Annotated in this window: 19 protein-coding genes; 13 read left to right on the top strand and 6 right to left on the bottom strand. The window is 72.6% G+C overall.

The window, feature by feature from the left end; all coding sequences use genetic code 11:
* Positions 1-374 precede the first annotated feature (374 nt).
* From sucC to purH, 6 genes are all read left to right on the top strand, one after another.
* Positions 375-1544: an ADP-forming succinate--CoA ligase subunit beta gene (gene sucC / locus ACFQ3T_RS20305; protein WP_380724888.1), complete on the top strand. Its 1170-nt coding sequence runs from the start codon at positions 375-377 to the stop codon at positions 1542-1544.
* A gap of 2 nt (positions 1545-1546) precedes the next feature.
* Positions 1547-2437, top strand: a complete 891-nt coding sequence (gene sucD / locus ACFQ3T_RS20300) for a succinate--CoA ligase subunit alpha (RefSeq protein WP_380724887.1) — start codon at positions 1547-1549, stop codon at positions 2435-2437.
* Positions 2438-2640: 203 nt separating this feature from the next.
* A complete protein-coding gene (locus ACFQ3T_RS20295) occupies positions 2641-3303 on the top strand; it encodes a DUF5336 domain-containing protein (RefSeq protein ID WP_380724886.1) in 663 nt (220 codons plus the stop codon).
* A gap of 104 nt (positions 3304-3407) precedes the next feature.
* Positions 3408-5012 carry a cell division protein PerM gene (locus ACFQ3T_RS20290; RefSeq protein ID WP_380724885.1) on the top strand — a complete coding sequence of 535 codons (1605 nt, stop codon included), beginning with the start codon at positions 3408-3410 and terminating at the stop codon, positions 5010-5012.
* 55 nt (positions 5013-5067) lie between these two features.
* Positions 5068-5703, top strand: coding sequence for a phosphoribosylglycinamide formyltransferase (gene purN, locus ACFQ3T_RS20285; protein WP_106617043.1), 636 nt, complete (start codon positions 5068-5070; stop codon positions 5701-5703).
* Positions 5700-7283: a bifunctional phosphoribosylaminoimidazolecarboxamide formyltransferase/IMP cyclohydrolase gene (gene purH / locus ACFQ3T_RS20280; protein WP_380724884.1), complete on the top strand. Its 1584-nt coding sequence runs from the start codon at positions 5700-5702 to the stop codon at positions 7281-7283. Before purN ends, purH begins: the two co-directional genes overlap by 4 nt.
* Before the next feature lie 99 nt (positions 7284-7382).
* Here the strand turns inward: purH and ACFQ3T_RS20275 are convergent, their stop codons facing one another.
* Positions 7383-7598 carry a hypothetical protein gene (locus ACFQ3T_RS20275; protein WP_380724883.1) on the bottom strand — a complete coding sequence of 72 codons (216 nt, stop codon included), beginning with the start codon at positions 7596-7598 and terminating at the stop codon, positions 7383-7385.
* Positions 7599-9649: 2051 nt separating this feature from the next.
* Between ACFQ3T_RS20275 and ACFQ3T_RS20270 the strand changes: the two genes are divergently transcribed.
* From ACFQ3T_RS20270 to ACFQ3T_RS20260, 3 genes are read left to right on the top strand one after another with little or no spacing between them, the layout of a single operon-like run.
* A complete protein-coding gene (locus tag ACFQ3T_RS20270; protein WP_380724882.1) occupies positions 9650-11176 on the top strand; it encodes a DNA polymerase Y family protein in 1527 nt (508 codons plus the stop codon).
* Positions 11176-11700 carry a hypothetical protein gene (locus ACFQ3T_RS20265; RefSeq protein ID WP_380724881.1) on the top strand — a complete coding sequence of 175 codons (525 nt, stop codon included), beginning with the start codon at positions 11176-11178 and terminating at the stop codon, positions 11698-11700. Before ACFQ3T_RS20270 ends, ACFQ3T_RS20265 begins: the two co-directional genes overlap by 1 nt.
* Positions 11700-15002: an error-prone DNA polymerase gene (locus tag ACFQ3T_RS20260; protein WP_380724880.1), complete on the top strand. Its 3303-nt coding sequence runs from the start codon at positions 11700-11702 to the stop codon at positions 15000-15002. The genes ACFQ3T_RS20265 and ACFQ3T_RS20260 overlap by 1 nt, the downstream gene beginning before the upstream one ends.
* A 267-nt stretch (positions 15003-15269) precedes the next feature.
* On the opposite strand, the gene ACFQ3T_RS20255 is transcribed toward ACFQ3T_RS20260, so the two are convergent.
* The gene (locus tag ACFQ3T_RS20255) at positions 15270-15836 is read right to left on the bottom strand and encodes a dihydrofolate reductase family protein (RefSeq protein ID WP_380724879.1); all 567 of its coding nucleotides are present in this window, start codon (positions 15834-15836) and stop codon (positions 15270-15272) included.
* A gap of 73 nt (positions 15837-15909) precedes the next feature.
* On the opposite strand from ACFQ3T_RS20255, the gene ACFQ3T_RS20250 reads away from it, so the two are divergent.
* Positions 15910-16473, top strand: coding sequence for a TetR/AcrR family transcriptional regulator (locus ACFQ3T_RS20250; protein WP_380724878.1), 564 nt, complete (start codon positions 15910-15912; stop codon positions 16471-16473).
* Between the two features lie 213 nt (positions 16474-16686).
* Here the strand turns inward: ACFQ3T_RS20250 and ACFQ3T_RS20245 are convergent, their stop codons facing one another.
* Genes ACFQ3T_RS20245 through ACFQ3T_RS20230 form a run of 4 tightly spaced genes read right to left on the bottom strand, consistent with a single transcriptional unit; the run spans position 16687 to position 20026 of the window.
* On the bottom strand, positions 16687-16980 hold the full coding sequence (locus ACFQ3T_RS20245; protein WP_380724889.1) for a DUF3017 domain-containing protein: 294 nt from the start codon (positions 16978-16980) through the stop codon (positions 16687-16689).
* Positions 16981-16999: 19 nt separating this feature from the next.
* The gene (locus tag ACFQ3T_RS20240; protein ID WP_380724877.1) at positions 17000-17857 is read right to left on the bottom strand and encodes a bifunctional methylenetetrahydrofolate dehydrogenase/methenyltetrahydrofolate cyclohydrolase; all 858 of its coding nucleotides are present in this window, start codon (positions 17855-17857) and stop codon (positions 17000-17002) included.
* Between the two features lie 38 nt (positions 17858-17895).
* The gene (locus ACFQ3T_RS20235) at positions 17896-18813 is read right to left on the bottom strand and encodes a DMT family transporter (RefSeq protein ID WP_380724876.1); all 918 of its coding nucleotides are present in this window, start codon (positions 18811-18813) and stop codon (positions 17896-17898) included.
* Between the two features lie 4 nt (positions 18814-18817).
* A complete protein-coding gene (locus ACFQ3T_RS20230) occupies positions 18818-20026 on the bottom strand; it encodes an MFS transporter (protein ID WP_380724875.1) in 1209 nt (402 codons plus the stop codon).
* 108 nt (positions 20027-20134) lie between these two features.
* Between ACFQ3T_RS20230 and ACFQ3T_RS20225 the strand changes: the two genes are divergently transcribed.
* From ACFQ3T_RS20225 to ACFQ3T_RS20215, 3 genes are all read left to right on the top strand, one after another.
* On the top strand, positions 20135-20638 hold the full coding sequence (locus ACFQ3T_RS20225) for a YbaB/EbfC family nucleoid-associated protein (RefSeq protein ID WP_380724873.1): 504 nt from the start codon (positions 20135-20137) through the stop codon (positions 20636-20638).
* Entirely contained in the window at positions 20635-20946 is a 312-nt protein-coding gene (locus ACFQ3T_RS20220) for a WXG100 family type VII secretion target (protein ID WP_380724872.1), read from the top strand. Before ACFQ3T_RS20225 ends, ACFQ3T_RS20220 begins: the two co-directional genes overlap by 4 nt.
* 11 nt (positions 20947-20957) lie before the next feature.
* Positions 20958-23124: WXG100 family type VII secretion target (locus ACFQ3T_RS20215; RefSeq protein WP_380724871.1), on the top strand; the 2167-nt coding region annotated here is incomplete at its 3' end.

Genomic DNA, 23124 nt, shown 5'->3' with positions numbered 1-23124 from the left:
CCGCTCACCGCCGCCCGCGCCGCCGAGGCCGCGCCGGGGCCCGCGCTCTGGCTCGCCGCCTCCGCGACCGGAGCGTTCCTCATCGCCGCCGCGCTGCGCACGGCCCGCTGAATCGGTCATCCCATCACCGGCCCGCCACGGGGTGGTGATCGACCTCACCACGTCTATGACGGACTTCACGGGCGTGGGATGCGGTGGAGTCCGGGCTGGTCGATAGTGTCTTCCGCAGCCGCGTCGCCGGTCCCCCCACGGCTGTGCCGGCGTTCCAGGTGATGCCTGGTACGTGTTGGCACCAGGCCCCAGCCTGGAGCGCCGGACCCCAGAGGACCGCACCGAGGACGCGGTGTCCGACACCGACGTCGCAGGAGACCCGAGTGGACCTGTACGAGTACCAGGCGAAGGACCTCTTCGCCGCCCACGACGTCCCGGTACTTCCGGGCGACGTGGCGACCACCCCCGCCGAGGCCAAGGCCATCGCCGAGCGCTTCGGCCAGACCGTCGTGGTCAAGGCCCAGGTCAAGACCGGCGGCCGGGGCAAGGCGGGTGGCGTCAAGCTCGCCGAGACGCCGGACGAGACCGAGGTCAAGGCCGAGGCGATCCTCGGGCTGGACATCAAGGGTCACATCGTCCACCGCGTGCTGGTGACCCCCGCGTCCGACATCGCCGAGGAGTACTACTTCTCGTTCCTCCTCGACCGCGCGAACCGCACGTTCCTCGCGATGGCGTCGGTCGAGGGCGGCATGGACATCGAAGAGGTCGCCGCGACCAAGCCCGAGGCCCTGGCCAAGGTGCCCGTGGACGCGATCACCGGCGTCGACCGCGCGAAGGCCGACGAGATCGTCGCCGCGGCCAAGTTCCCGGCCGAGGTGGCCGACCAGGTCGCCGACGTCATCGTGAAGCTCTGGGAGACGTTCGTCTCCGAGGACGCCACGCTGGTCGAGGTCAACCCGCTGGTCCGCGACCCCGAGGGCAAGATCGTCGCCCTCGACGGCAAGGTCACGCTGGACGAGAACGCGTCCTTCCGCCACCCCGCCCACGAGGCGCTCGTGGACAAGCAGGCCGAGGACCCGCTGGAGGCCAAGGCCAAGGAGAAGGGCCTCAACTACGTCAAGCTCGACGGCCAGGTCGGCATCATCGGCAACGGCGCCGGCCTCGTGATGTCCACGCTGGACGTCGTGGCGTACGCGGGTGAGAAGCACAAGGGCGTCAAGCCCGCGAACTTCCTCGACATCGGCGGCGGCGCGTCGGCCGAGGTCATGGCCAACGGCCTGGAGATCATCCTCCACGACCCCGACGTGCGTTCCGTCTTCGTGAACGTCTTCGGCGGCATCACCGCGTGCGACGCGGTCGCCAACGGCATCGTGGCGGCGCTGGGCATCCTGGGCGACGAGGCCACCAAGCCGCTCGTGGTCCGCCTCGACGGCAACAACGTGGAGGAGGGCCGCCGCATCCTCGCGGAGGCCAACCACCCGCTGGTCACCGTGGTGGACACTATGGACAACGCGGCCGACAAGGCCGCCGAGCTCGCGGCTGCGGGGGTCTGACGATGGCTATCTTCATCACCAAGGACAGCAAGGTCATCGTCCAGGGCATGACCGGCGCCGAGGGCACCAAGCACACCAAGCGGATGCTGGCGTCCGGCACGAACATCGTCGGCGGCGTGAACCCGCGCAAGGCCGGCGAGAAGGTCGACTTCGACGGCAACGTGCTGCCCGTGTTCGGGTCCGTGGCCGAGGCCATGAGCGCCACCGGCGCCGACGTGACCGTGATCTTCGTGCCGCCGGCGTTCGCCAAGGCGGCCGTGATCGAGGCGATCGACGCGGGCATCGGCCTGGCCGTCGTGATCACCGAGGGCATCCCGGTGCACGACACCGCCGCGTTCTGGGCGCACGCCGTCGCGACCGGCAACAAGACCCGGATCATCGGCCCGAACTGCCCCGGCCTCATCAGCCCCGGGCAGTCCAACGCGGGCATCATCCCGGCCAACATCTCCGGCCCGGGCAAGATCGGCCTGGTGTCGAAGTCCGGCACGCTGACCTACCAGATGATGTACGAGCTGCGCGACTTCGGCTTCTCCACCGCCATCGGCATCGGCGGCGACCCGATCATCGGCACCACCCACATCGACGCGCTGGCGGCCTTCGAGGCCGACCCGGACACCGCGGCGATCGTGATGATCGGCGAGATCGGCGGCGACGCCGAGGAGCGGGCCGCGGCCTACATCAAGGAGAACGTCACCAAGCCGGTCGTCGGCTACGTGGCGGGCTTCACCGCGCCCGAGGGCAAGACGATGGGCCACGCGGGCGCGATCGTGTCCGGTTCGGCCGGCACCGCGCAGGCGAAGAAGGAGGCCCTGGAGGCCGCCGGCGTCAAGGTCGGCAAGACGCCGAGCGAGACCGCCGTGCTCATGCGGGAGATCATGCAGTCGATCGGCTGACATTCGCCCGTTCGTGCCACAGACTGAGGGCCACCTCCCGCGCGGGGGTGGCCCTCGGCTCGTCCCACGGTTCGGCGCGCACATCCGGGGGAACCACGGGAGTCCGGTCGTCGTCGGAGAGTGTGCATCGGCTAGCGTTCTGTCGACCCGAAGTCAGTACCGCGTCAGTACCGCAGATGTCCGCAGATGGAGGAGACCGCACCATGTCCCAGCCGTACGGCGCCCCTCAGCAGCAGCCGGGTCCGGCGCAGCCGGCGGTGGGCGTGAACCTGAACCTCATCCTGCCGCTGGTCGCGGCAGGCCTGGCGCTGATCGCCTACCTGCTCGCGTTCGCCGACGACGTGCCGTCGTCGGAGTACCTGTACGCGGCGGGCATCCTGGCCGGCCTGTCGGTGCTGCCGAAGGCGCCCAAGGGCCTGCTGTACGCGGCGGTCCCCTTCGCGCTGATCCCCACGCTGGGGCTGCTCCAGGGCCTGATCACCACCGAGGGCGACGTCCAGGGCATGCAGATCGTGCTGCTGATCGTCTCGCTGCTGCTCGCGGCGGCCGTCGTGATGAGCCTGCTGCTGGAGACCGGGATCGTGAAGCTCCAGCCGAAGGCCGCGAACGTCTACGGCCAGCCGGGCGGCTGGAACCCGCAGTCCGGTGGGTTCCCGCAGCCGGGCCAGCAGCCGCAGCAGTTCGGCCCGCCGTCCGGCCAGTTCGGCCAGCCGGTCGCGCCGCAGCAGGGCCAGCAGCCGGGCCAGCCGCAGCCGACGTCGTACATGCCGCAGCCGGGCCAGTTCGGCCAGCCCGCGCCGCAGCCGGGCCAGCAGCCCGGCCAGGGCACCCCGCCCGGCGGGTTCGGCGGTCCCCAGCAGGGCTGAAGTCACGCCGTGAGAGGGGTGGCACCGGTGATCCGGTGCCACCCCTCTTCTCGTGTCCGGCGTGCCGCGCCCGAACGGCCCATCGCGACTGAGACAGTGGGAGGATGTCGGTGCAGCAAACGACTTCGCACGGCGTCGTGACGGACTCCGTCCGGCCGCCCGAGTTCTCCCGCGCCGAACGGCTGCGGGTGCTCACGATGACCGCCGTCGGGTCGGTGGTCGTCGGCTACGCCGCCGTCGCCGCGCTCCTCGCGCTGGTCTCCTCGACCGCCGCGCACGCGTCGTTCTCCACCACGGGCGTGCTCACCGCCGCCGCGCCGGGCTGGCTCGTCGCGCACCACGTGCCGCTGCGCTTCGACGGCGGGCAGCTCGGCCTGCTGCCGTTGCTGCCGACGGCGCTGGTGATGCTGCTGGTGTACCGGGCGGCGGCGAGCGCGGCCGACCGGTTGGGGCTGTTCGAGCCGTTGCAGGCACGGTCGGTGGTGTTCGGCATCGCGGGCACGCACGCCGTGGTCGGTGGCGTGATCGCGTTCCTGATGGGCGAGGACGGCCCGGTGCGCGGGACGCCCGCGGTGGCGTTCTTCGGCTGCGCGGCGGTGTCCGGGGTGGCGGCGGTCGCCGGCGTGGCGCAGCGGTGCGGCCTGGTGGAGGTCGTGTTCGAGCGGATCGACCCGGTGGCGCGGCGCGGGCTGCGGGCGGGCGCGTCGGCGTTGTTCGCGCTGGCCGCCGCGGGCGCGTCGGTGCTGGCGCTGGGCCTGGTGTTCTCCTGGTCCACCACCGCCGTGCTGTTCGACCAGACCGGCGGCACCATCGGCACCGGACTCGGCATCTGGCTGCTGTGCCTCGCGTACCTGCCGAACGCGGTCGTCGGCGCGCTGTCGTACGTCGTCGGCTCGGGGTTCTCGATCGGCTCGGTGGTCGTCGGACCGCTGGAGTTCGCCGGCGGTCCCGTGCCCGCCGTGCCGCTGCTGGCCGCGTTGCCCGAGGAGCAGTTGGGCTACCTGCCGCTGGTGCTGGTGCTGCCCGGTGCGGTCGGCGTGCTGGTCGGGTGGTCGCTGCGCGACGCCGCCGAGACGCCCCGGTCGCGGCTGCGCGCGGTGCTCGTCGCGGCCGTCACGGCGGGCGTGGGCGTGCTGGTGCTGGCCGCGATCTCCGGTGGCGCGCTGGGCAACGGGGTGTTCAACCCGGTGACGATCCCGGCCGGGCTGCTGGCCGTGCTGACCGTGGGCTGGCTCACCGTGCCGGGTGGCATCGTGGCCTGGTTCGCGGGCGCCCGGCCGCCTCGCGTGGTGGAGCCGGAGGTGCCGGCGGTCGCCGACGTTGAGGACGTCGAGGAGTCCGCGGACTTGGCGGACTCGGCCGACTCGGCTGACTCGGCTGGCTCCGCGGAGGACTTCACCGAGGACGACGACTACGACGAGTACGAGGACGAACTCGAGTACGACGACGAAGCGGAAGAGCTGGAAGACGAGGCCCAGGAAGAAGAGGAAGACGAGGCCCAGGAAGAAGAGGAAGACGAGGACGACGGCGAGGAGTACGACCACGACCTCGACGAGTACGACGACCTCGAGGAGTTCGAGGACGAGGTGGCCGACGCCGACGAACCCGTCGACGGCGACGGTGTCGACGGCGATGACGTCGACGGCTCGGCGGACTCCTCCGGCGCGGCTGACCCGGATGACCCGGACCTGGCCGACAAGCCCCGGTAGGCAACGCATAGGCTGCGCCTGAGCTGCTGTGACAGTCCCCAGCAAGGAGAGCACGCTGAGCGCCGCGACCACACTCCGGCTTCCCGTCCCCGCCAGGGTCGTCGTCCTCGTCTCCGGTTCCGGCACCCTGCTCCAGGCGCTGCTGGACGCGGCGGCCGACCCCGGATACCCGGTCGAGGTGGTCGCCGTCGGCGCGGACCGCGACGGCATCGAGGGCCTGAGCCGCGCCGAGCGCGCCGGCGTCCCCGGCTTCGCGGTCAAGCTGCGCGACCACGCCGACCGCGCCGCGTGGGACACCGCCCTGGCCGACGCCGTCGAGGCGCACCGGCCCGACCTGGTCGTCTCCGCCGGGTTCATGAAGATCCTCGGACCCGCCTTCCTGGCCCGCTTCGGCGGTCGGATGGTCAACACCCACCCCGCGCTGCTGCCCGCCTTCCCCGGCGCGCACGGCGTCCGCGACGCCGTCGACTACGGCGTGAAGGTGACCGGCGCGACCGTGCACCTCGTGGACGGTGGTGTGGACACCGGGCCGATCCTGGCCCAGGAGGCGGTCGTCGTCGCCGATGACGACGACGTCGAAAGCCTGCACGAGCGCATCAAGGTGGTGGAGCGGCGGCTGCTGGTCGACGTGGTCGCCCGCCTGGCCCGCGAGGGCTGCACCGTGAACGGACGAAAGGTGAGCATCCCGTGACCACTCCTGCCGAGAGGCGACCGGTTCGTCGGGCCCTGATCGGGGTGTCCGACAAGTCGGGGCTGCTGGAACTGGCCAACGGCCTGCACGCGGCCGGGGTCGAGATCGTCTCCACCGGCGGCACGGCGCGCACGCTGGCCGACGCGGGCGTGCCGGTCACCCCGGTCGAGCAGGTCACCGGGTTCCCGGAGGTGCTGGACGGCCGCGTGAAGACGCTGCACCCCGGCGTCCACGCGGGCCTGCTCGCCGACACCCGGCGCGACGCGCACGTGGAGACGCTGCGCGAGCTGGGCATCGAGCCGTTCGACCTGCTCGTGGTGAACCTGTACCCGTTCACCCAGACGGTGGCCTCGGGCGCGTCGGCCGACGAGTGCGTCGAGCAGATCGACATCGGCGGGCCGGCGATGGTGCGGGCGTCGGCGAAGAACCACGCCAGCGTCGCCGTCGTCGTGGACCCGTCGCGGTACTCGTGGGTGTTGGAGCAGGTCGACGCCGGCGGGTTCACCCTGGCGGACCGGCAGCGGCTGGCCGTGGACGCGTTCCGGCACACCGCGTCCTACGACGTGGCCGTGGCGTCGTGGCTGGGCAGCGCGGTCGCGCCGGACGACGAGGGCTCCGGCTTCCCCGGCTGGGTCGGCGCGACGTGGGACCGCAAGCAGGTGCTGCGGTACGGCGAGAACCCGCACCAGCGGGCGGCGCTGTACACGCGGGGTGACGGGCGTTCCGGGCTGGCGACGGCGGAGCAGCTGCACGGCAAGGAGATGTCCTACAACAACTTCGTCGACGCGGACGCGGCGTGGCGCGCGGCGTGGGACCACGAGCTGCCGTGCGTGGCGATCATCAAGCACGCCAACCCGTGCGGCATCGCGGTGTCCCGTGTGGACGGTCCCGGTGCGATCGCCGAGGCGCACCGCAACGCGCACGCGTGCGACCCGGTGAGCGCGTTCGGCGGCGTGATCGCGGCGAACCGCGAGGTCACCGTCGAGATGGCGGAGCAGGTCGCGGAGATCTTCACCGAGGTCGTCATCGCGCCGTCCTACGCCGACGGCGCGGTGGACGTGCTGACGCGCAAGAAGAACATCCGCATCCTGGTCGCGCCGGAGCCGACGCGGGGCGGGGCGGAGATGCGCGCGGTGTCCGGCGGGCTGCTGCTGCAGACCGTGGACACGATCGAGGCCGAGGGCGACGACCCGACCAAGTGGACGTTGGCGTGCGGCACGCCGTTGGACGAGGAAGGCCTGGCCGACCTGGCGTTCGTGTGGCGGGCGTGCCGCGCGGTGAAGTCGAACGCGATCCTGCTGGCGTCCGGCGGCGCGACCGTCGGTGCGGGCATGGGTCAGGTCAACCGGGTCGACGCGGCACGGCTGGCGGTCGCCCGTGCGGGTGAGCGGGCGCGGGGTTCGGTGGCGGCGTCGGACGCGTTCTTCCCGTTCCCGGACGGGCTGGAGGTGCTGCTGGAGGCCGGTGTGCGTGCCGTCGTGCAGCCCGGCGGGTCCGTGCGTGACGCCGAGGTGATCGCGGCGGCCGAGGCGGCCGGCGCGACCGTGTACCTGACCGGGACGCGCCACTTCGCGCACTGAGTGCTCGGGGAGGGCTCCTCGTCCGCGTTCATGCGCGTTCATGCGCGTTCATGCGCGTTCGTGCGCGTTCGTGCGCGGGATGAGGAGCCCCCTCCCGGCTCACTGCTCCTTCGCGACCAGTTCCTCGGCCGTCCTGCGGACCACTGCCTCCGCGTCGGCCGGCGGCATCGGTGAATCGCCCAGGACGCCCTTCTCTCGGCCCGAGTACGTGATGTTCCAGACCACGTCGTCCTTGCGCACGACCACCTTCACGTCGAGCGTGTCGCGTGGCGTCGGCTCGATGATGATCAGCGCCTCGTCGCCGAGGCCGTCCACCGCTTGGTCTGCAGGCCCTTGGCGAACCCGACCGCGTCGTTGTAGTTGCTAGGACGACGACGGCGACCACGATGCCGGTGACCACCCCGTTGCGGCTCTTCTTGGGCTGGTGCCCGGGCGCCCCGTACGCGGGCGACCCGAGCCCCTGCGTCCCGTGCCCTTGCGCCACGTGTCCCTGAGCCGCGGGCCCAGGCCGGCCCGTCCCCGCCGCTCCTGCCCACGATCCTGGTTGGACTGGCGCCTGCGGTGGGTAACCGAGTGGCGCGGAGGCGGGCTGTCCGCTGTGGCCGAAGCCGCTGGGCCGATGCGCCTGCTGGTGCGGTGGCTGCTGGTGCGGTGGCTGTTGGTGCTGCTGGGGCCGGTTCTGAGGTGTGTTCACGGTTCCCCGTGGTTGCCGGTGTGTCGGGGGCAGCGTGCCTGCCCTGATCCGGAAGCCACTCGATCGGGGACGTGTCCGGCATTGACACCGGGTGGCTCCCTCGGGATAAGATCACAGCGTCGTTCGAACAGATGTTCGATGTTCGACAGACAGGTCGCCGACTTCCCACGGCGATCCGCGCACAGGGGTGCGCGCGGATCAGTGGTGAGGAGGGTGGGTGTCCAGGTCGGCAACGGCGACGCTGACCGCGCTCGGGGTAGGCGCGGCGGGCGAGCTGACCACGGCACTTGCCCGGACTCTGCCGGTTCGCGGGGAACTGGCGGAGCTCCTCCCGTGGGGCGGCCTGCGGCGGGGCAGCACGGTGTCGGTGCGTGGTTCGACATCGTTGCTGCTCGCGCTGGTGGCTGAGGCGACAGCGGAAGGGTGCTGGGCGGCCGTTGTCGGTCTGCCGCGGTGTGGGGCACTCGCGGCGGCCGAACTTGGGGTGGCCGTCCATCGGCTCGCTCTGGTCCCTCGTCCTGGGAGGGGCCAGAGCGAGGTCGAGAAGACCGTGGCGGCGCTGCTCGACGGCTTCGACCTGGTAGTGGTGGCCACTCCGGTCACCGAGGCGACCTCGCGCAAGCTCTCCGCCCGAGCCCGCAACCGCAAAGCCGTCCTGCTGCCGTTCGCCGTCTCCTGGCCGGGCGCCGACGTGGAGCTGACGGCCACCTCAGGCCACTGGACAGGTCTGCACGCGGGCCACGGCGTCCTCTCCGCCCGGACCGTGGCAGTCCAGGCAACCGGCCGCGGCGCCGCCGCAAGGCCAAGGAAAGCCACCCTGTCCCTACCCACCCCGAACGGCCCAACCCCACCGCGCCGCAGCGCGCCGATCCCGACGCCCACCAGCGCACCGTCCACACCACCCGGCACCACTCCGACCGCAACCCCTGACGGCGGCGGCCTCACCGCAATCCACACCGGCGAACCGCCAACACCCCCAACCCGACCAGCCCTAACCCCAGTCCTCCCTCCAACCCCACCGGCAACCGCAGCGCGGCCTCCGGCGCGGGCCGAACCCCCGCCCCGGCCGCCTGCCCCGCCCTCGGCCCTGCCTCCGGCTGCAGCCCCGGCCCCGGCGCGGGCCGAACCCCCGCCTTCGGCTTCAGCCACGGCCCAGGCCCCGCCCTCGGCTCTGGTCCCGGCCCAGGCCCCGCCCTCGGCTCTGGTCCCGGCGCTGGCCCAGGCCCAGGCCTCGGCCCTGGCCCTGGCCCCGGCTCTGGTCCCGGTGCCGGTGCCGGCTCTGGCCCCGGCTTCGGCTCTGGCCCTGGCCCCGGCTTCGAATCTGGCTGCGGTGTTGGCTTCGGCTCCGGCTTCAGCCCTAACCCCGCCCTCGCGCCGGCCTCCGGTTCTGACCCTGGCCCAACCTGCGGCGGGGGCTGTGGCAGCGGACTGGGCTCCGACTTGGGCCTCGGAAGCAGCTCCGGTCCCGGACCTGGCCTCTGCATCCGCGCTGAACCTGGTTTTTGGGCCGGTGTCGGTGTCGGTGTCGGTTCCGGGCGCGGGTGCTGGTGTGGGCGCGGATATGGGTGCCGGCGCGGGAGTGGGCGTGGCGGCGGCTTCGCTCCCGGTTGAGGTGGTGTGAGCGGTGGGGTCTCGGTACACGCTTGCCGTTTGGTGTCCTGACTGGCCGGTGGTGGCGGCTTCCGCGGAGGCCGCGTTGCAGCCGCACGTGCCTGCCGCGGTCGTCAGGTCGGGTGAGGTCGTGGCCTGTTCGGCGGTCGCGCGGGCCGAAGGGGTGCGGCGGGGGATGCGTCGGCGGGCGGCGCAGGGGCAGTGCCCCGAGCTGGTCGTCTTCGACTACGACGAGGTGCGTGACGCCCGCTTCTTCGAGCCGGTCGCGGCGGCGGTGGAGGAGTTGGCGCCGGGCATCGAGGTGGTCCGGCCGGGACTGGTGGTCGTCGCGGCGCGAGGTCCGGTCGGCTACTACGGGTCCGCCGAGCAGGCCGCCGAGCGCCTGGTCGACCACGTGGCGGTGCGTGCCGAGGTCGAGGCGCAGATCGGTTTCGCCGACGGGCTGTTCGCGGCGACCCTCGCGGCGCACCGCGGGCTGATCGTGCCGCCCGGCAAGACGCGAGAATTCCTCGCACCGCTGGGCATCCACGTGCTGGACCAGCCCGCCGAGGGCCGTGCCGAACGGGCGGAACTGGTCGACCTGCTGCGCCGTCTCGGCCTGCGCACCCTCGGCGCGTTCGCCGCCGTCCCCGAACGGGACGTCGCCACCCGCTTCGGCCGCCAGGCCGTGCTGGCGCACCGGCTGGCCGCCGGGCTGGAGGAACGGCCACGTTCACGTCGCAAGCCACCGCCCGAGTTGTCGGTGACCCAGCACTTCGACCCGCCGGTCGACCGGGTGGACTCGGCGGCCTTCGCGGCCAAGGGCCTCGCCGAACGCCTGCACACCGGCCTCGCCGATCGCGGCCTCGCGTGCACGCGCCTCGGCATCCGGGCCACCACCGAGAACGGCGAGGAACTGCGCCGGGTGTGGCGCTGCGCCGACCCGCTCACCCCGCAGGGCATCGCGGACCGGGTCCGCTGGCAGCTCGACGGCTGGCTCACCCGCGCCCGCCTCACCTCCGGCATCCACGTGCTCCAGCTCGACCCGGAAGAAGTGGTCGACGCCACCGCGCTGCAACTCGGCCTGTGGCCGGGGGCCGGACAGGACCAGGGCGAGGCCGCCGAACGCGCGGCGCGCGCGATGGTGCACGTCCAAGGTCTGCTCGGACCGGACGCCGTGCTCACGCCCGTGCTCGGCGGTGGTCGTGGCCCCGTCGAACGGGTGCGGCTGGTGCCGTGGGGCGACGAACGCACCCCGGCGGCCGACCCGGACCAGCCGTGGCCGGGGCAGCTGCCCGCGCCGTCGCCGGCGACGGTGTTCGCGGAGCCCGAGCCGGTGGCGCTGTTGGACGAGTCCGGCGCGGACGTCGTGGTCACCGGCTACGCCGAGCTGGTCGTCCCGCCGCACCGGATCGTGCACGGCGGCCAGGCCCGGCGGGTCGTGGCGTGGTCGGGGCCGTGGCCGGTGGACGAACGCTGGTGGGACAAGGACGCCGCGATGCGCGGGGCACGGCTGCAAGTGCTGGGTACCGCGCCGGACGGTGGGGAACTGGCCTTCCTGCTGATCCGCGCGGGCGGGAAATGGTCGGTGGAAGGGGTGTACGACTGATGAGCGGTGACTTCTCCGAACGCGACGACCGCGGTGGACGTGACGACAGCGGCTTGGCTGGCTGGTTCGACGCCTGGTTGAACGACCGGGTGGACGGCCGGCCTCACAGCCAGGCGGCCGGCCAGGCTCGCGATCGCGCGGACAGGCAGGTGGACGGTGGAGCGGATGACTGGTCCGCCCGCCGCGAGGTGCCCGGACAACGCGGCGGCGGCGGCGAACCGGCCTACCCGGCGAGCTTCGGCTGGACGCCACCCTCGATCACACGACCGACCTCGCAGCCCTGGCAGGCGCCGGCGACCCCGCCGGGTTCGCTCCCGCCGCACTCGGCGGCTCAGTCGGGTTCGCCGGCCCTCCCGGGCGGTTCGCTTCCGGCGATCTCGTCGGAGGCGGTGCCCAGGGCCGAGGCGGTGTCCGGGGCCGGGGCGGTGTCCGAGGCGGTGTCCGGGGCTGGGGTGGTGTTCGGGGCGGCGGTGTCGTCGGTGTTGATCCCGTTGCCGCGCCGTGCGGGGGATGACTTGATCTGATGGGCTGGAACAACCCTCCTGTCCGCTGGTCGGATCTGGAACGCGCGCTCTCCGGGAAGCCTCAAACGCCTGACGGCGGCGACAGCCCGGCGTGGACGCGTCACCGCGACCGCTACGAGGCGCCGACCGACTTCGCGGTCAAGGTCGACGAGTTGGGTGCGACCCGCTCCCGCGTCCCGTACGTCGAGTTGCACTGCCACTCCAACTTCAGCTTCCTCGACGGCGCGAGCCACCCGGAAGAGCTGGTGGAGACGGCGCAGCAGCTCGGGCTGGACGGCGTGGCGTTGACCGACCACGACGGCATGTACGGCGTGGTGCGGTTCGCCGAGGCCGCCAAGGAACTCGGCGTGCGCACGGTGTTCGGCACCGAGCTGAGCCTCGGCCTGTCGGCGCCGCAGAACGGCGTGCCCGACCCGGAAGGCGAGCACCTGCTCCTCCTGGCCACCAACCGCGACGGCTACCACGCGCTGTGTCGCACGGTCACCACCGGTCAGCTCGCGGACGGCAGCGAGAAGGGACGGCCGGTCTACCACCTGGACGAGGTCGTCGCGGACACGCGGGACGACTGCGTCGTGCTCACCGGCTGCCGCAAGGGCGCGGTGCGCCGGGCGTTGGCGCGCGAGGGTCCGGAGGCGGCGTTCGCCCAGCTGCGCAGGCTGGTCGACCTGTACGGCCCGGACCGGGTGTTCGTGGAGCTGACCGACCACGGCTACCCCGAGGACGGCCCGCGCAACGACCTGCTGTGGGCGATGGCGCACGACCTGCGGTTGCCGACCGTGGCGACCAACGCCGTGCACTATGCCGTGCCCGCGCGCGGCCGGTTGGCCGCGGCGATGGCGGCGGTGCGGGCGCGCCGCAGCCTGGACGAGATGACCGGTTGGTTGCCGCCCGGCCGCACCGCGTGCCTGCGGTCGGGTGACGAGATGGCTCGCCGCTTCGCCCGGTTCCCCGGCGTCGTGCACCGCGCGGCCGTGCTCGGCATGCAGTGCCAGTTCGACCTGAAGCTCATCGCACCGCAACTCCCGCCGTTCCCCGTGCCACCGGGGAAGGACGAGAACAGCCATCTCCGCGAGCTGACCTACGCGGGCGCGGCCCGTCGCTACCGCTCGATCGGCGAGAACCCCAGGGCGTACCGGCAGATCGAGCACGAGCTGAAGATCATCGAGGAGCTGAACTTCCCCGGCTACTTCCTCGTGGTGCACGACATCGTGGACTTCTGCCGACGCAACGACATCCTCTGCCAGGGTCGCGGCTCGGCCGCGAACTCCGCGGTCTGCTACGCGCTGGGCATCACGAACGTCGACGCGGTCCGCTTCGACCTCCTCTTCGAACGGTTCCTGGCCCCGGCCCGCGACGGTCCTCCCGATATCGACCTCGACATCGAGTCCGACCGCCGCGAGGAGGTCATCCAGTACGTCTACGGCAAGTACGGGCGACGGCACGCCGCGCAGGTGGCCAACGTCATCACCTACCGCGGCCGGTCGGCGGTCCGGGACGTGGCGCGGGCGCTCGGCTACTCCGTCGGCCAGCAGGACGCGTGGAGCAAGCAGATCGACCGCTGGGGTCCACTGAGGTCCACAGTGGACGAACCGGGCATACCGCGTCCGGTGTTGGAGCTGGCCGCCGAGCTGGAGAACTTCCCGCGCCACCTGGGCATCCACTCCGGCGGCATGGTCATCTGCGACCGGCCGGTCAGCGAGGTGTGCCCGGTGGAGAAGGGCCGGATGACCGACCGCACGGTGTTGCAGTGGGACAAGGACGATTGCGCCTCCATCGGGTTGGTGAAGTTCGACCTGCTGGGCCTGGGCATGCTCTCCGCTCTGCACTACGCCATCGACCTGGTGCGCGAGCACGAGGGCGTCGACGTCGACATCGGCGACCTCGACCTGGAGGACCAGCGCGTCTACGAGATGTTGCAGCGCGCCGACTCCGTCGGGGTGTTCCAGGTGGAGAGCCGCGCCCAGATGGCCACCCTGCCCCGCCTCAAACCGCGGACGTTCTACGACCTGGTGGTCGAGGTGGCACTGATCCGCCCCGGCCCGATCCAGGGCGGTTCGGTGCACCCCTACATCCGTCGCCGCAACGGCCGGGAGAAGTGGGACTTCGACCACCCGTTGCTGGCGGGCGCGTTGAAGAAGACCCTCGGCGTGCCGCTGTTCCAGGAACAGCTCATGCAGATCGCCGTCGACGTGGCCGACTTCAGCCCCGCCGAGGCCGACGAACTGCGCCGAGCCATGGGCGCCAAACGCTCGACGCACCGCATGGAACGCCTCCGGGAACGCTTCTACGAGGGTGCCAAGGCCAACGGCGTCGGGCAGGAACTGGCCGAGCGGATCTACGCGAAGTTGTTGGCGTTCGCCAATTTCGGCTTCCCGGAGAGCCACGCGCTCAGCTTCGCGCACCTCGTGTTCGTCAGCGCCTGGTTCAAGCTCTACCACCCGGCCGCGTTCTGCGCGGCCCTGCTGCGTGCTCAGCCCATGGGCTTCTACTCCCCTCAATCACTCGTCGCCGACGCCCGCCGCCACGGCGTGCGCGTGCTCGGACCTGATGTGAACGCCAGCCTCGCGCACGCCACCCTCGAACTGGTTGACGGCGAGCAGGCCGTGCGCATCGGTCTCGGCGGTATTCGGACCATCGGTCAGAAGGTCGCCGAAACCGTGGTGGAGCGACGGGAATCGGGATCGGGCCCGTTCCGCGACATGGCCGACTTCGGCGCCCGGGTCCGCCTGACCACCCCGCAGGTCGAAGCCATGGCCACCGCGGGCGCGTTCGGCTGCTTCGGCATCGACCGGCGTGCCGCGCTGTGGTCGGCGGGAGCCGTGGCGAAGATCCGCCCCGACCGCCTGCCCGGCACCGTGGTCGGCACCGACGCCCCCGCCCTGCCCGGGATGGACGAGGTCGAACTCGCCGTCGCCGACGTCTGGGCGATGGGCCTGTCGCCGGACAGCTTCCCGACCGAGTTCGTGCGCGAGCGCCTGACCAGCCTCGGCGCCCTGGCGACCGCTGACCTGGCCAAGGTGCCCAACGGCACCAAGGTGCTGATCGGCGGCGCCGTCACCCACCGCCAACGCCCCGCCACCGCCGGCGGCGTCACGTTCCTCAACATCGAGGACGAGACCGGCATGGTCAACGTCGTCTGCACGACCGGCCTGTGGGCACGCTACCGCCGGGTTGCCCGGTCGAGCCCTGCGCTGCTCGTGCGGGGCGTGGTCGAGTCGGCGGAAGGGGTGATCAGCATTCGTGCGGAGCGGTTGCAGCACTTGGACCTGCGCATACCTTCCCGGTCCCGGGATTTCCGGTGAGTCGGTCGCGCGTGCCGCGTCGTCGTGGGGGTGGCGAAGACGCGGGTGGGCGGGCGTTGGGACGTTGTGGCGGAGTGGGTAGTGGGACGCGCCGGAGGTCCGTGGTGGGGCGGAGGTGTGCGTTCCGGCGTTGGCGGGGCGCGCCCTGTCTTCGTGAGGCAGGCGAAGACGCGGGTAGGGCGGAGGTCCGGCACACCAGTGGTGGCTGGGTTGGGTTGTCGCGGTGGCGCCGGCGGTGAGCGATTTGGGCGTGATTGGCTGCGGAGGTCAGGCGGTGTCCGCCTTGGCGTAGGTGGTGAAGACGACGCCAGTGTCGAAGGTTCGGGTCGACGCCTTGGCGAACCGGGCGGTCGGGAAGTCGCCGGCGAACAAGGGGATGCCCTTGCCGAGCACGATCGGGTGGATTTTCAGGACCAGTTCGTCGATCTCGGGGAGCAGGGCGGCGGCCAGCCTGCCGCCTCCGCACAGCCAGATACCCAGGCCGGACTCCGCTTTCAGCTCGCGCACCTTCGCCAGCGGATCGGCGACGACCTCCACGTCGTCGGGGGTGGTGCTGAGGCGGCTCGACGCGACGAATTGGCGTAGATGTGGGTACGGGCTCGGCCGGCCGCCCGGGACTTGATAGGTCGCCCTGCCCATGAAGATCGTGTCGAAGGTGCGGTTCGGTGCGTCGATGCCCATGGCCTCGCGCATCTGGACGGGCAGGGTGTCGGGGTACTCCTCGATGAGGGCGGTCATGTGGTCGCCCTCGAACAGGAAGTCGCCGAAGCCGCCCTTCGGGTCGGCGATGAAGCCGTCGAGCGAGGTGGCGACGAAGTAGGTCAGGGTTCGCATGGGAGGGGTTCCTCTCTTGGTTGGACCACTCCGACTGTAGTACTATGGTCGTAGTGGTTGTCAAGGAGGATCTATGACGAGTAACCCGACCAGGCGTACGGCGCTGGTCAACGCGGCGATCGAGGTGCTGGCGCGCGAGGGTGCGCGGGGGTTGACGTTCCGCGCCGTCGACCAGGAGGCGGGCGTGCCCAACGGCACCTCGTCGAACTACTTCGCCAACCGCGACGACCTGCTGCGACAGGTCGGGGAGCACGTGCACGTCCGGCTCACGCCCGACGCGCGGCGGCTGGCGGAGACGATGGCCGCGCCGAAGGACAAGACCCTGGTCGAACGGCTGCTGCACGAGCTGCTGGAACGGCTCCAGACCGACCGGACGGGCTACCTGGCGCTGCTGGAGCTGCGGCTGGAGGCGACCCGGCGGCCGGAGCTGCGGGCCGCGCTGACCAAGACGATCAGCGAGAACCTGGAGGAGAACGTCCGCTTCCACCTGGACGCGGGTCTACCCGGCGACCGGACCACGGTGGTGTCGCTCTACCTGGCGATGAGCGGGCTGATGACCGAGCACCTGACCCTGCCCGGTGTGCTCCCGGAGGAGGAGATGACGCATGTGATCAAGGCGCTGGTCGACCGCACCTGAGCCCCGCCGGGGCGTGAAGTCGTGACCGGGCGCGGGTCGGCGACGAGGCGGTGGTCGGCGACGGGATGCCGGGCGCGGTGAGGCGGCGGTCGGGACGGGACGCCCGGCGCGATGAAGGGGTGGTCGGGACGGGACGCCCGGCGCGGCGAGGCGAGGCGGCGGTCGGGCCGAGGCGCTGGTGTGGGTCGGCGAACGTCCGGGCGAAGTGGCGGGTCAGCGGTCCAGCGGGCCGCCGATGATGGTCATCGCCACCACGATCACCGAGAAGCCCAACCCGCTGTACAGCAGCGCGTCGACGCTCCGGCTCCGGATCGCGATCAGCCCCGCCTGCTCGTCGGTCACGAGCACCCGGAGCAGCGCCGCGATCAGCAGCGCGGCGCCGATCAGCACCGCGCCCTGACGCCAGTGGTACTGCACGATCCGCAGGAGGCCCAGCACGACGACACCCAGCACCAGCGCGAACGGCAGGTGCCGCCCCGCCGCGGACCGCCAGCGCTGCTCCGGCAACAACTCCACCGCTTCCGCCTCAGGCCGTCGCGAGAGTGCGCTCGGCCGCCTCGACCGTGTTGGTCAGCAGCATCGCAATGGTCATCGGACCCGCGCCACCCGGGATCGGGGCCAGGAACCCCGCCACCTCGGCCACGGACGGGTGAACGTCGCCCACCAGTCCGGCCTCGGTCCGGGTGATGCCGACGTCGACCACGGCCGCACCGGGCTTCACCATGTCCGCCGTGATCAGGCCGGGGCTGCCCGCGCCCGCGATCACGATGTCCGCCCGCCGCACCTCGGCAGCCAGGTCCTTGGTGCCGGTGTGGCACAACGTCACGGTGGCGTTCTCGGTGCGCCGGGTCAGCAGCAGCCCGATCGGCCGGCCGACCGTCACGCCGCGACCGACCACGGTCACGTTCGCGCCGGCCAGCGGCACGTCGTAGCGGCGCAGCAGCTCCACCACGCCGCGCGGCGTGGCGGGCAGCGGGCCCTCGCCGCCGAGCACGAGCTTGCCCAGGTTGACGGGGTGCAGGCCGTCGCCGTCCTTGCGCGGGTCGATCCGCTCCAGGATCGGGTTCGGGTCGAGGTGCTTGGGCAGCGGCAGCTGCACGATGTACGCGGTGCACGCCGGGTCGGCGTTCAGCTCGTCGATGACCTCTTCGAGCTGCTCCTGCGTGATGTCCGCGGGCAGGTCGCGCCGGATCGAGGTGATGCCGACCTTGGCGCACGCCAGGTGCTTGCCGCGCACGTACGAGTGCGACCCGGGGTCGTCACCGACCAGCACGGTGGCCAGGCCCGGGGTCACCCCCCGCTCGCCCAGCGCGGCGACGCGCGCGCGCAGGTCTTCGAAGATCGCGTCCCGGGTGGCCCTGCCGTTGAGGATCGTCGCAGTCACGTGCCTCATCCTCTCATCACCGGCGTCGGGCCCCGCAGTCAACGTCGCCGGGGCCGGGCCGCGACCACCACCGCGAGCAGCGTCAACGCCGTGCCGACGACGGTCGCCGGCGACAGACGCTCACCGGCGGCGGGAGCGATCACGTCCACCGCGAGGGCGCCGACGAGCTGCCCGGCCACCTGGCACAGCCCCACCAGCAGCACGCCCAGCCGCCTCACCGCCAGCACCGCCGTGCCGATGGTCACGACGCCCAGCGCCCCGCCCGCGTAGAGCCACGGCTCGCTCGGCGCGGTGGACGGCAGCCCGCGCAGCGCCACGTCCACCGCGCACACGACGAGCAGCACGACCGTCCCGACGCCGAAGTTGACCAACGTGGTCACGCGGGTGCTCTGCGCCGCCTCCCGGACCAGCCCGTTCACGGCCTGCTGCCAGCCCAACCCGATCCCGGCCACGGCGGGCAGCAGCGCGAGCCACAACGCGGACGGGTCGCCCACCTCGTCCGACACCGCCACGGCGACCGCCACCACGGCCAACGCCGCGCCCGCCACCCGCGGCCCGGTCAACGGCACCCGACCGGCCGGCCCGACCCCCGCCCGGTCCACCGCCAAGCTGCTCACGGCCTGCGCGCCGACGACCGCCACGGTGAACACGGCCACGCCGAGCGCCGTGATCGTCAACCCCTGCGTGGCCACGAAGAACGCCCCGCTCGCCCCGCCGACGCACTGCCACCAGCGGATGCGCCCGGCGCGCAGTGCCGACCGCAGCAGCGCCAGCCCGGCGCGACCGGCGGCCGTCGTCGGCACGCCCAGCGCCAGCAGCGCCATCCCGCCGCCGAACGACACCAGCGCGGCCAGGAACCCGTCACCGAACGCGTGCCCCAGCTCGCCGTTCAACCGCCCCTGGACCGCCAGGAACGCCCCGCCGACGAACGCGACGAGCGCAGCCACGAGCCGCATCCGGTCACCCAACCCGGACGGCCTTCCGATCGCGCACCCGGCTCGCCAGCAGCACGCCGAACAGTGCCGCCGCCGTGCTGGCACCCGCCGCGGCGGCCGGCCCGAAGTGGTCCAGCAACGACCCGGCCAGCGGCAACGCCAACGCCGAACCCGCCGTGGTGAACGTGCCCATCCAGCCGAACGCCTCCGCCTTGCGGTCGTCCGGCGCGAGCCCGCTGATCCGCTGGTTGTTGGCCGCGATGGCCGGCGCGATCGCCATCCCGCCCACCCCCAGCACCAACCCGACCAGCCACACCGACGACGGTTCCAGCACCGGCGGCAGCACCAGCACCAGCGGCGCCACGCCCAGCGCCATCAAGAGCATCCGCCGGGTGAACCGCGGCTGCCCGGTGAGCCCGCCCGCGATCAGCCCGCCGACCGTCGACCCGACGCCCCACACCGCCGTCAGCACCCCGGCGACCGCGGGCGAACCCAGGTCACGCGCCCACGCGATGATCACCATGTCGATCGACACCAGCGACGCCACCAGGCACAACGCCGTCAGCAGCCCGAGCACCAGCGAACCGTCGCGCAGCAACGTCCGCCCGCCGTGCCGCGCCTGGTCCGACACCGGCCGGTCCAGCCCCGCCCGGCGCAGCGCGCCACCGAACCCGAGCGCGCCGAGCACCGCCAGCACGCCGCACATCCACAGCGCGACCTGCGCGTTCCACACCGCCACGACGGTCGCGGCCAGCGCCGGGCCGACGATGTACATGACCTCCTGCATGGACGCCTCGACGGTGAACACGGCCGACTGCGCCGGACCCGTCGCCAGCCTGGGGAAACTCGCCCGGCTCATCGCCGTCACGGGCGGTGTGGACAGGCCCGTCAGGAACGCCACCGCCACGGCCACCGGCCACGTCCCGCTCGGCGTCACCGCGGGCAGCACGCCCAGCACCGCGATGCCCACGCCGTAACCCGACGCCGTGACCAGCAGCAACCGCCCGGCCGGGCTCCGGTCCGCCGCACGCCCGCGCAGCGGCCCCGCCACGCCCATGCCCAACGTCAACGCGCCGCCGACCACCCCCGCCACCGCGTACGAGCCGGTCCAGCCGGCGATCAGGAACGACACCGCCAACGGCGTCGCGGGCAGGTGGATGCGGCCGACCAGGGACCACAGCAGCAGCCACGGCAGGTGGGGGATCGCGGCGAGTTGCCGGTACGGGCGGAGCACGGTGCCACTCTGCCCGCCACCCCCGACAATCCGACGCCGAATATCCGTGGGAACCCTGGCGGCTCCGTTAGCGTCAGCACTTCTGGACGCGCACACGAGGGGACAGCTGTGACCGATCCGACCGGACGACGGGCCGAGCTGGAGGCGCGGAACGCGGCCATGCGCGAGCAGGTCGACTCCCTCCTGACCGAGCTGCAGAAGAAGACCGCCGAACTGCGCGAGACGCAGGCCAAGGCCATGGCGATCACGGCGACGGCGGTGTCCAAGGACGGCTCCGTCCGCGCCACCGTCGACTCCGCCGGCGCGCTCACGTCACTGGAGTTCTCCGCCAACGCCTTCGAGCGCACCACCCCCGACAAGCTGGCCCGGATCGCCACCGAGACCGTGCAGCAGGCCGTCGCCAAGGCGCGGACCGAGCTGAACGAGGTGCTGGCGCCCGCGCAGCAGGGCGCGAGCATCGACCTGTCGGAGATGCTGCCCGGCGTGCCGTCCCTGGCCGACCTCATCCCCAAGCCGCCCGTCGTGCCGCAGACGTCGACGCCGCCGCGCCGGCCCGCGCCACGTCCCGACGATGACGACGGCGACAGCATCATGGACAGGAGTGGCTGGTGACCGGCTTCGACGTCAGTGTTTCCGGCCTGCGCCGCGGCGCAGGGCAGTTCGGCGCGGCGGGTGACTCGCTGGACGGCGTGTTCCAGGCGTTGAACTCGGCGTTGCAGGCCGAGGGGCAGTGCTGGGGCGGTGACGAGTCCGGGCAGGCGTTCGCCAAGCAGTACGTGCCGAACTCCCAGGCGACGTTGGAAGCCTTCACGAACCTCGCGCAGGCCCTCGGCGACATCCGGACCGGCGTGGACCAGACCGCCGACGCGTACGAGGGTTCCGACCAGGGCAACGCGACCGGGATCTCCCGGACTTACTGAGGGGCACTGCGGTGGGTATCGAGATCCCGGGCGAGGTCACGTGGCTCTTCCCGATCGTGGTCGGGCAGAGCTGGCCGGAGGGCGACGAAACGGCGTTACGGCGGATGGCCGACGCCTACCGCACCGCCGCCGAGGGCGTGAAGTCCGTCATCGACGAGGGCAACGGCGCGGCGTCCACCGTGACCGCGAGCCAGACCGGCGAGGCGGCCGAGAGGTTCCAGGAGTACTGGGCGAAGTTCGCCGCGGGTGACGACTCGTACCTGCCCAAGTTGCAGAAGATCTGCGAGCAGTTGGCCGAGAGCTGCGACAACACCGCGCTGGAGGTGGAGTACACCAAGCTGTCGATCATCGCGTCGCTGATCGTGCTGGCGATCGAGATCGCCGCGCTGATCGCCGCGGCGTTCGGCACGTTCGGCGCGTCGACCGCGGGCATCCCGATCGCGCAGCAGGCCACGCGGCTGATCGTGCAGTTCACGTTCCGGCAGCTGATCATCGCGATCCTCAGGGAGGTCGCGATCTCCGTCGGCATCGACGCGGCCATCCAGGCGGTGCAGGTGGCGCGCGGCGACCGGACGTCCTGGGACTGGGGCAAGACCACCGAGGCGGCCGTCTCGGGCGCGGTGTCCGGCGTGGTCGGCGGTGTGTCCGGCGGGCTGAAGTTCGAGGGTGGCGGGCTGGCCGGGCAGGCCGCCGTCGGCGCCACGCGCGGCGCGGTCGAGGGCGCGGTGTCGACGGTCGGCACGGCGGCCGCGATGGGTCAGGACATCTCCGCGCGGGACGTGCTGATGGGCGCGTCGGCCGGCGCCGTGTCGGGCGGGATCGGCGGTGCGAAGGACGGGCTGACCGTCGAGCCGCCGCGGGTGAACGTGGGCGGGCCGGACGGCGGGCCGCCGAACGTGGGGCCTCCGCCGGGCGGTGTTCCCGGTGGTGTGCCGGGTGGTGTTCCGGGCGCGCCGGGCGGTGCGCCGGGTGGCCAGTCCGGGCCGTCGGTGAACCGTGACGGCCTGAACCGGCCCGCCGGGGCGACGTCGACGTCGTCCGTGGCCGCGCCGCCTGCTCCCGGTCCTTCGGTGAGCGCGCCGCCGACGATCGGCGGGGACTCGTCGCCCGGTGGGTCGTCGTCGGGTGGACCGGCTCCTTCTTCTTTTGGCGGCAACACCGGGGGACGTGGTGGCGCTTCGGTGCCGACGTCTCCCGCCGGTGGTGGGACCGGGCCTTCGATCGGCAGCCGGCTCGGCTCGGCTCCCGGTGGAGCGCCTGCCGGTCCCGCCCCGGCGAGTGCTCCGGCTCCGCAGTCCGCGCCCGGTGGGTCGGCTGCTCGGACTTCCGGTGGGTTCCCCGGTGGGATGCCGCCCAGCGGGGTGCCGTCCGGTGGGCCGGTGCCCGGCGGGTCGTCGTTCACGCCGGGGACGGGTGGGTCTTCTTCGCCCAACGGGTTGAGCTCTGCTCCCGGTGGGACGCCTCAGGGTGGGCCTAGTGCTCCTGGGGTTCGGCCGGGTGGGCCGATGCCTGGTGGCGGCGTGCCCCTTGGCGGAATGCCGGGCGGTCCTCTGGGCGGCGGTCCGCTGCCCGGCGGTTCCGCGCCCGGCGGTGCGATGCCCGGTGGAGTCGCGCCTGGCGGGTCCATGCCGGGTGGCGCCGCTGCCGGTGGTGTGCCGGGTGGTTCGGCTTTCGGTGGGTCCACGCCCGGTGGTTCGGTGCCCGGTGGTTCGGTGCCCGGCGGTGGGTTGCCGGGTAGTGGGACGCCTGGTGTCGGGACGTCGGGTGGCGCGGTTCCTGGTGGCGGCCTGCCTGGTCAGGGTGGCGCGGTTCCCGGTGGGTCTACGCCTGGCGGGCCTGTTCCGGGTGGTGCGGTTCCCGGCGGTGCCAGCCCTGGTGGTTCGGTGCCCGGTGGTTCGGCGCCTGGTGGCGTTGCCGCCGGTGGGCCCGCTCCTGGTGGTGCGCACGTTGGCGGGCCTGCCGGTGGTGCGTCGGTTGCCGGCGGTGTGATCGCGGGCGGGGTGCCGGTTGGCGGTGCCGTGGCTGGCGGGTCTGCGCCGGGTGGGTCTGCGCCGGGTGGGCCTGCGTCCGGTGGCTCTGCGCCCGGTGGGTCGGGTTCCAGCGGTGGGCCGGTGTCGGCGGGTGGGTCTGCGCCCGGTGCCGCGACCACGGGTGGTGCGCCTGCGGGTGCGGCGCCCG

Origin of the sequence: Saccharothrix hoggarensis (assembly GCF_042678885.1) — a bacterium.
Classification (GTDB): Bacteria; Actinomycetota; Actinomycetes; order Mycobacteriales; family Pseudonocardiaceae; genus Actinosynnema; species Actinosynnema hoggarensis.
Note: the sequence above shows the minus strand (reverse complement) of the source record. Positions and strands in the feature narration are given on the sequence as shown.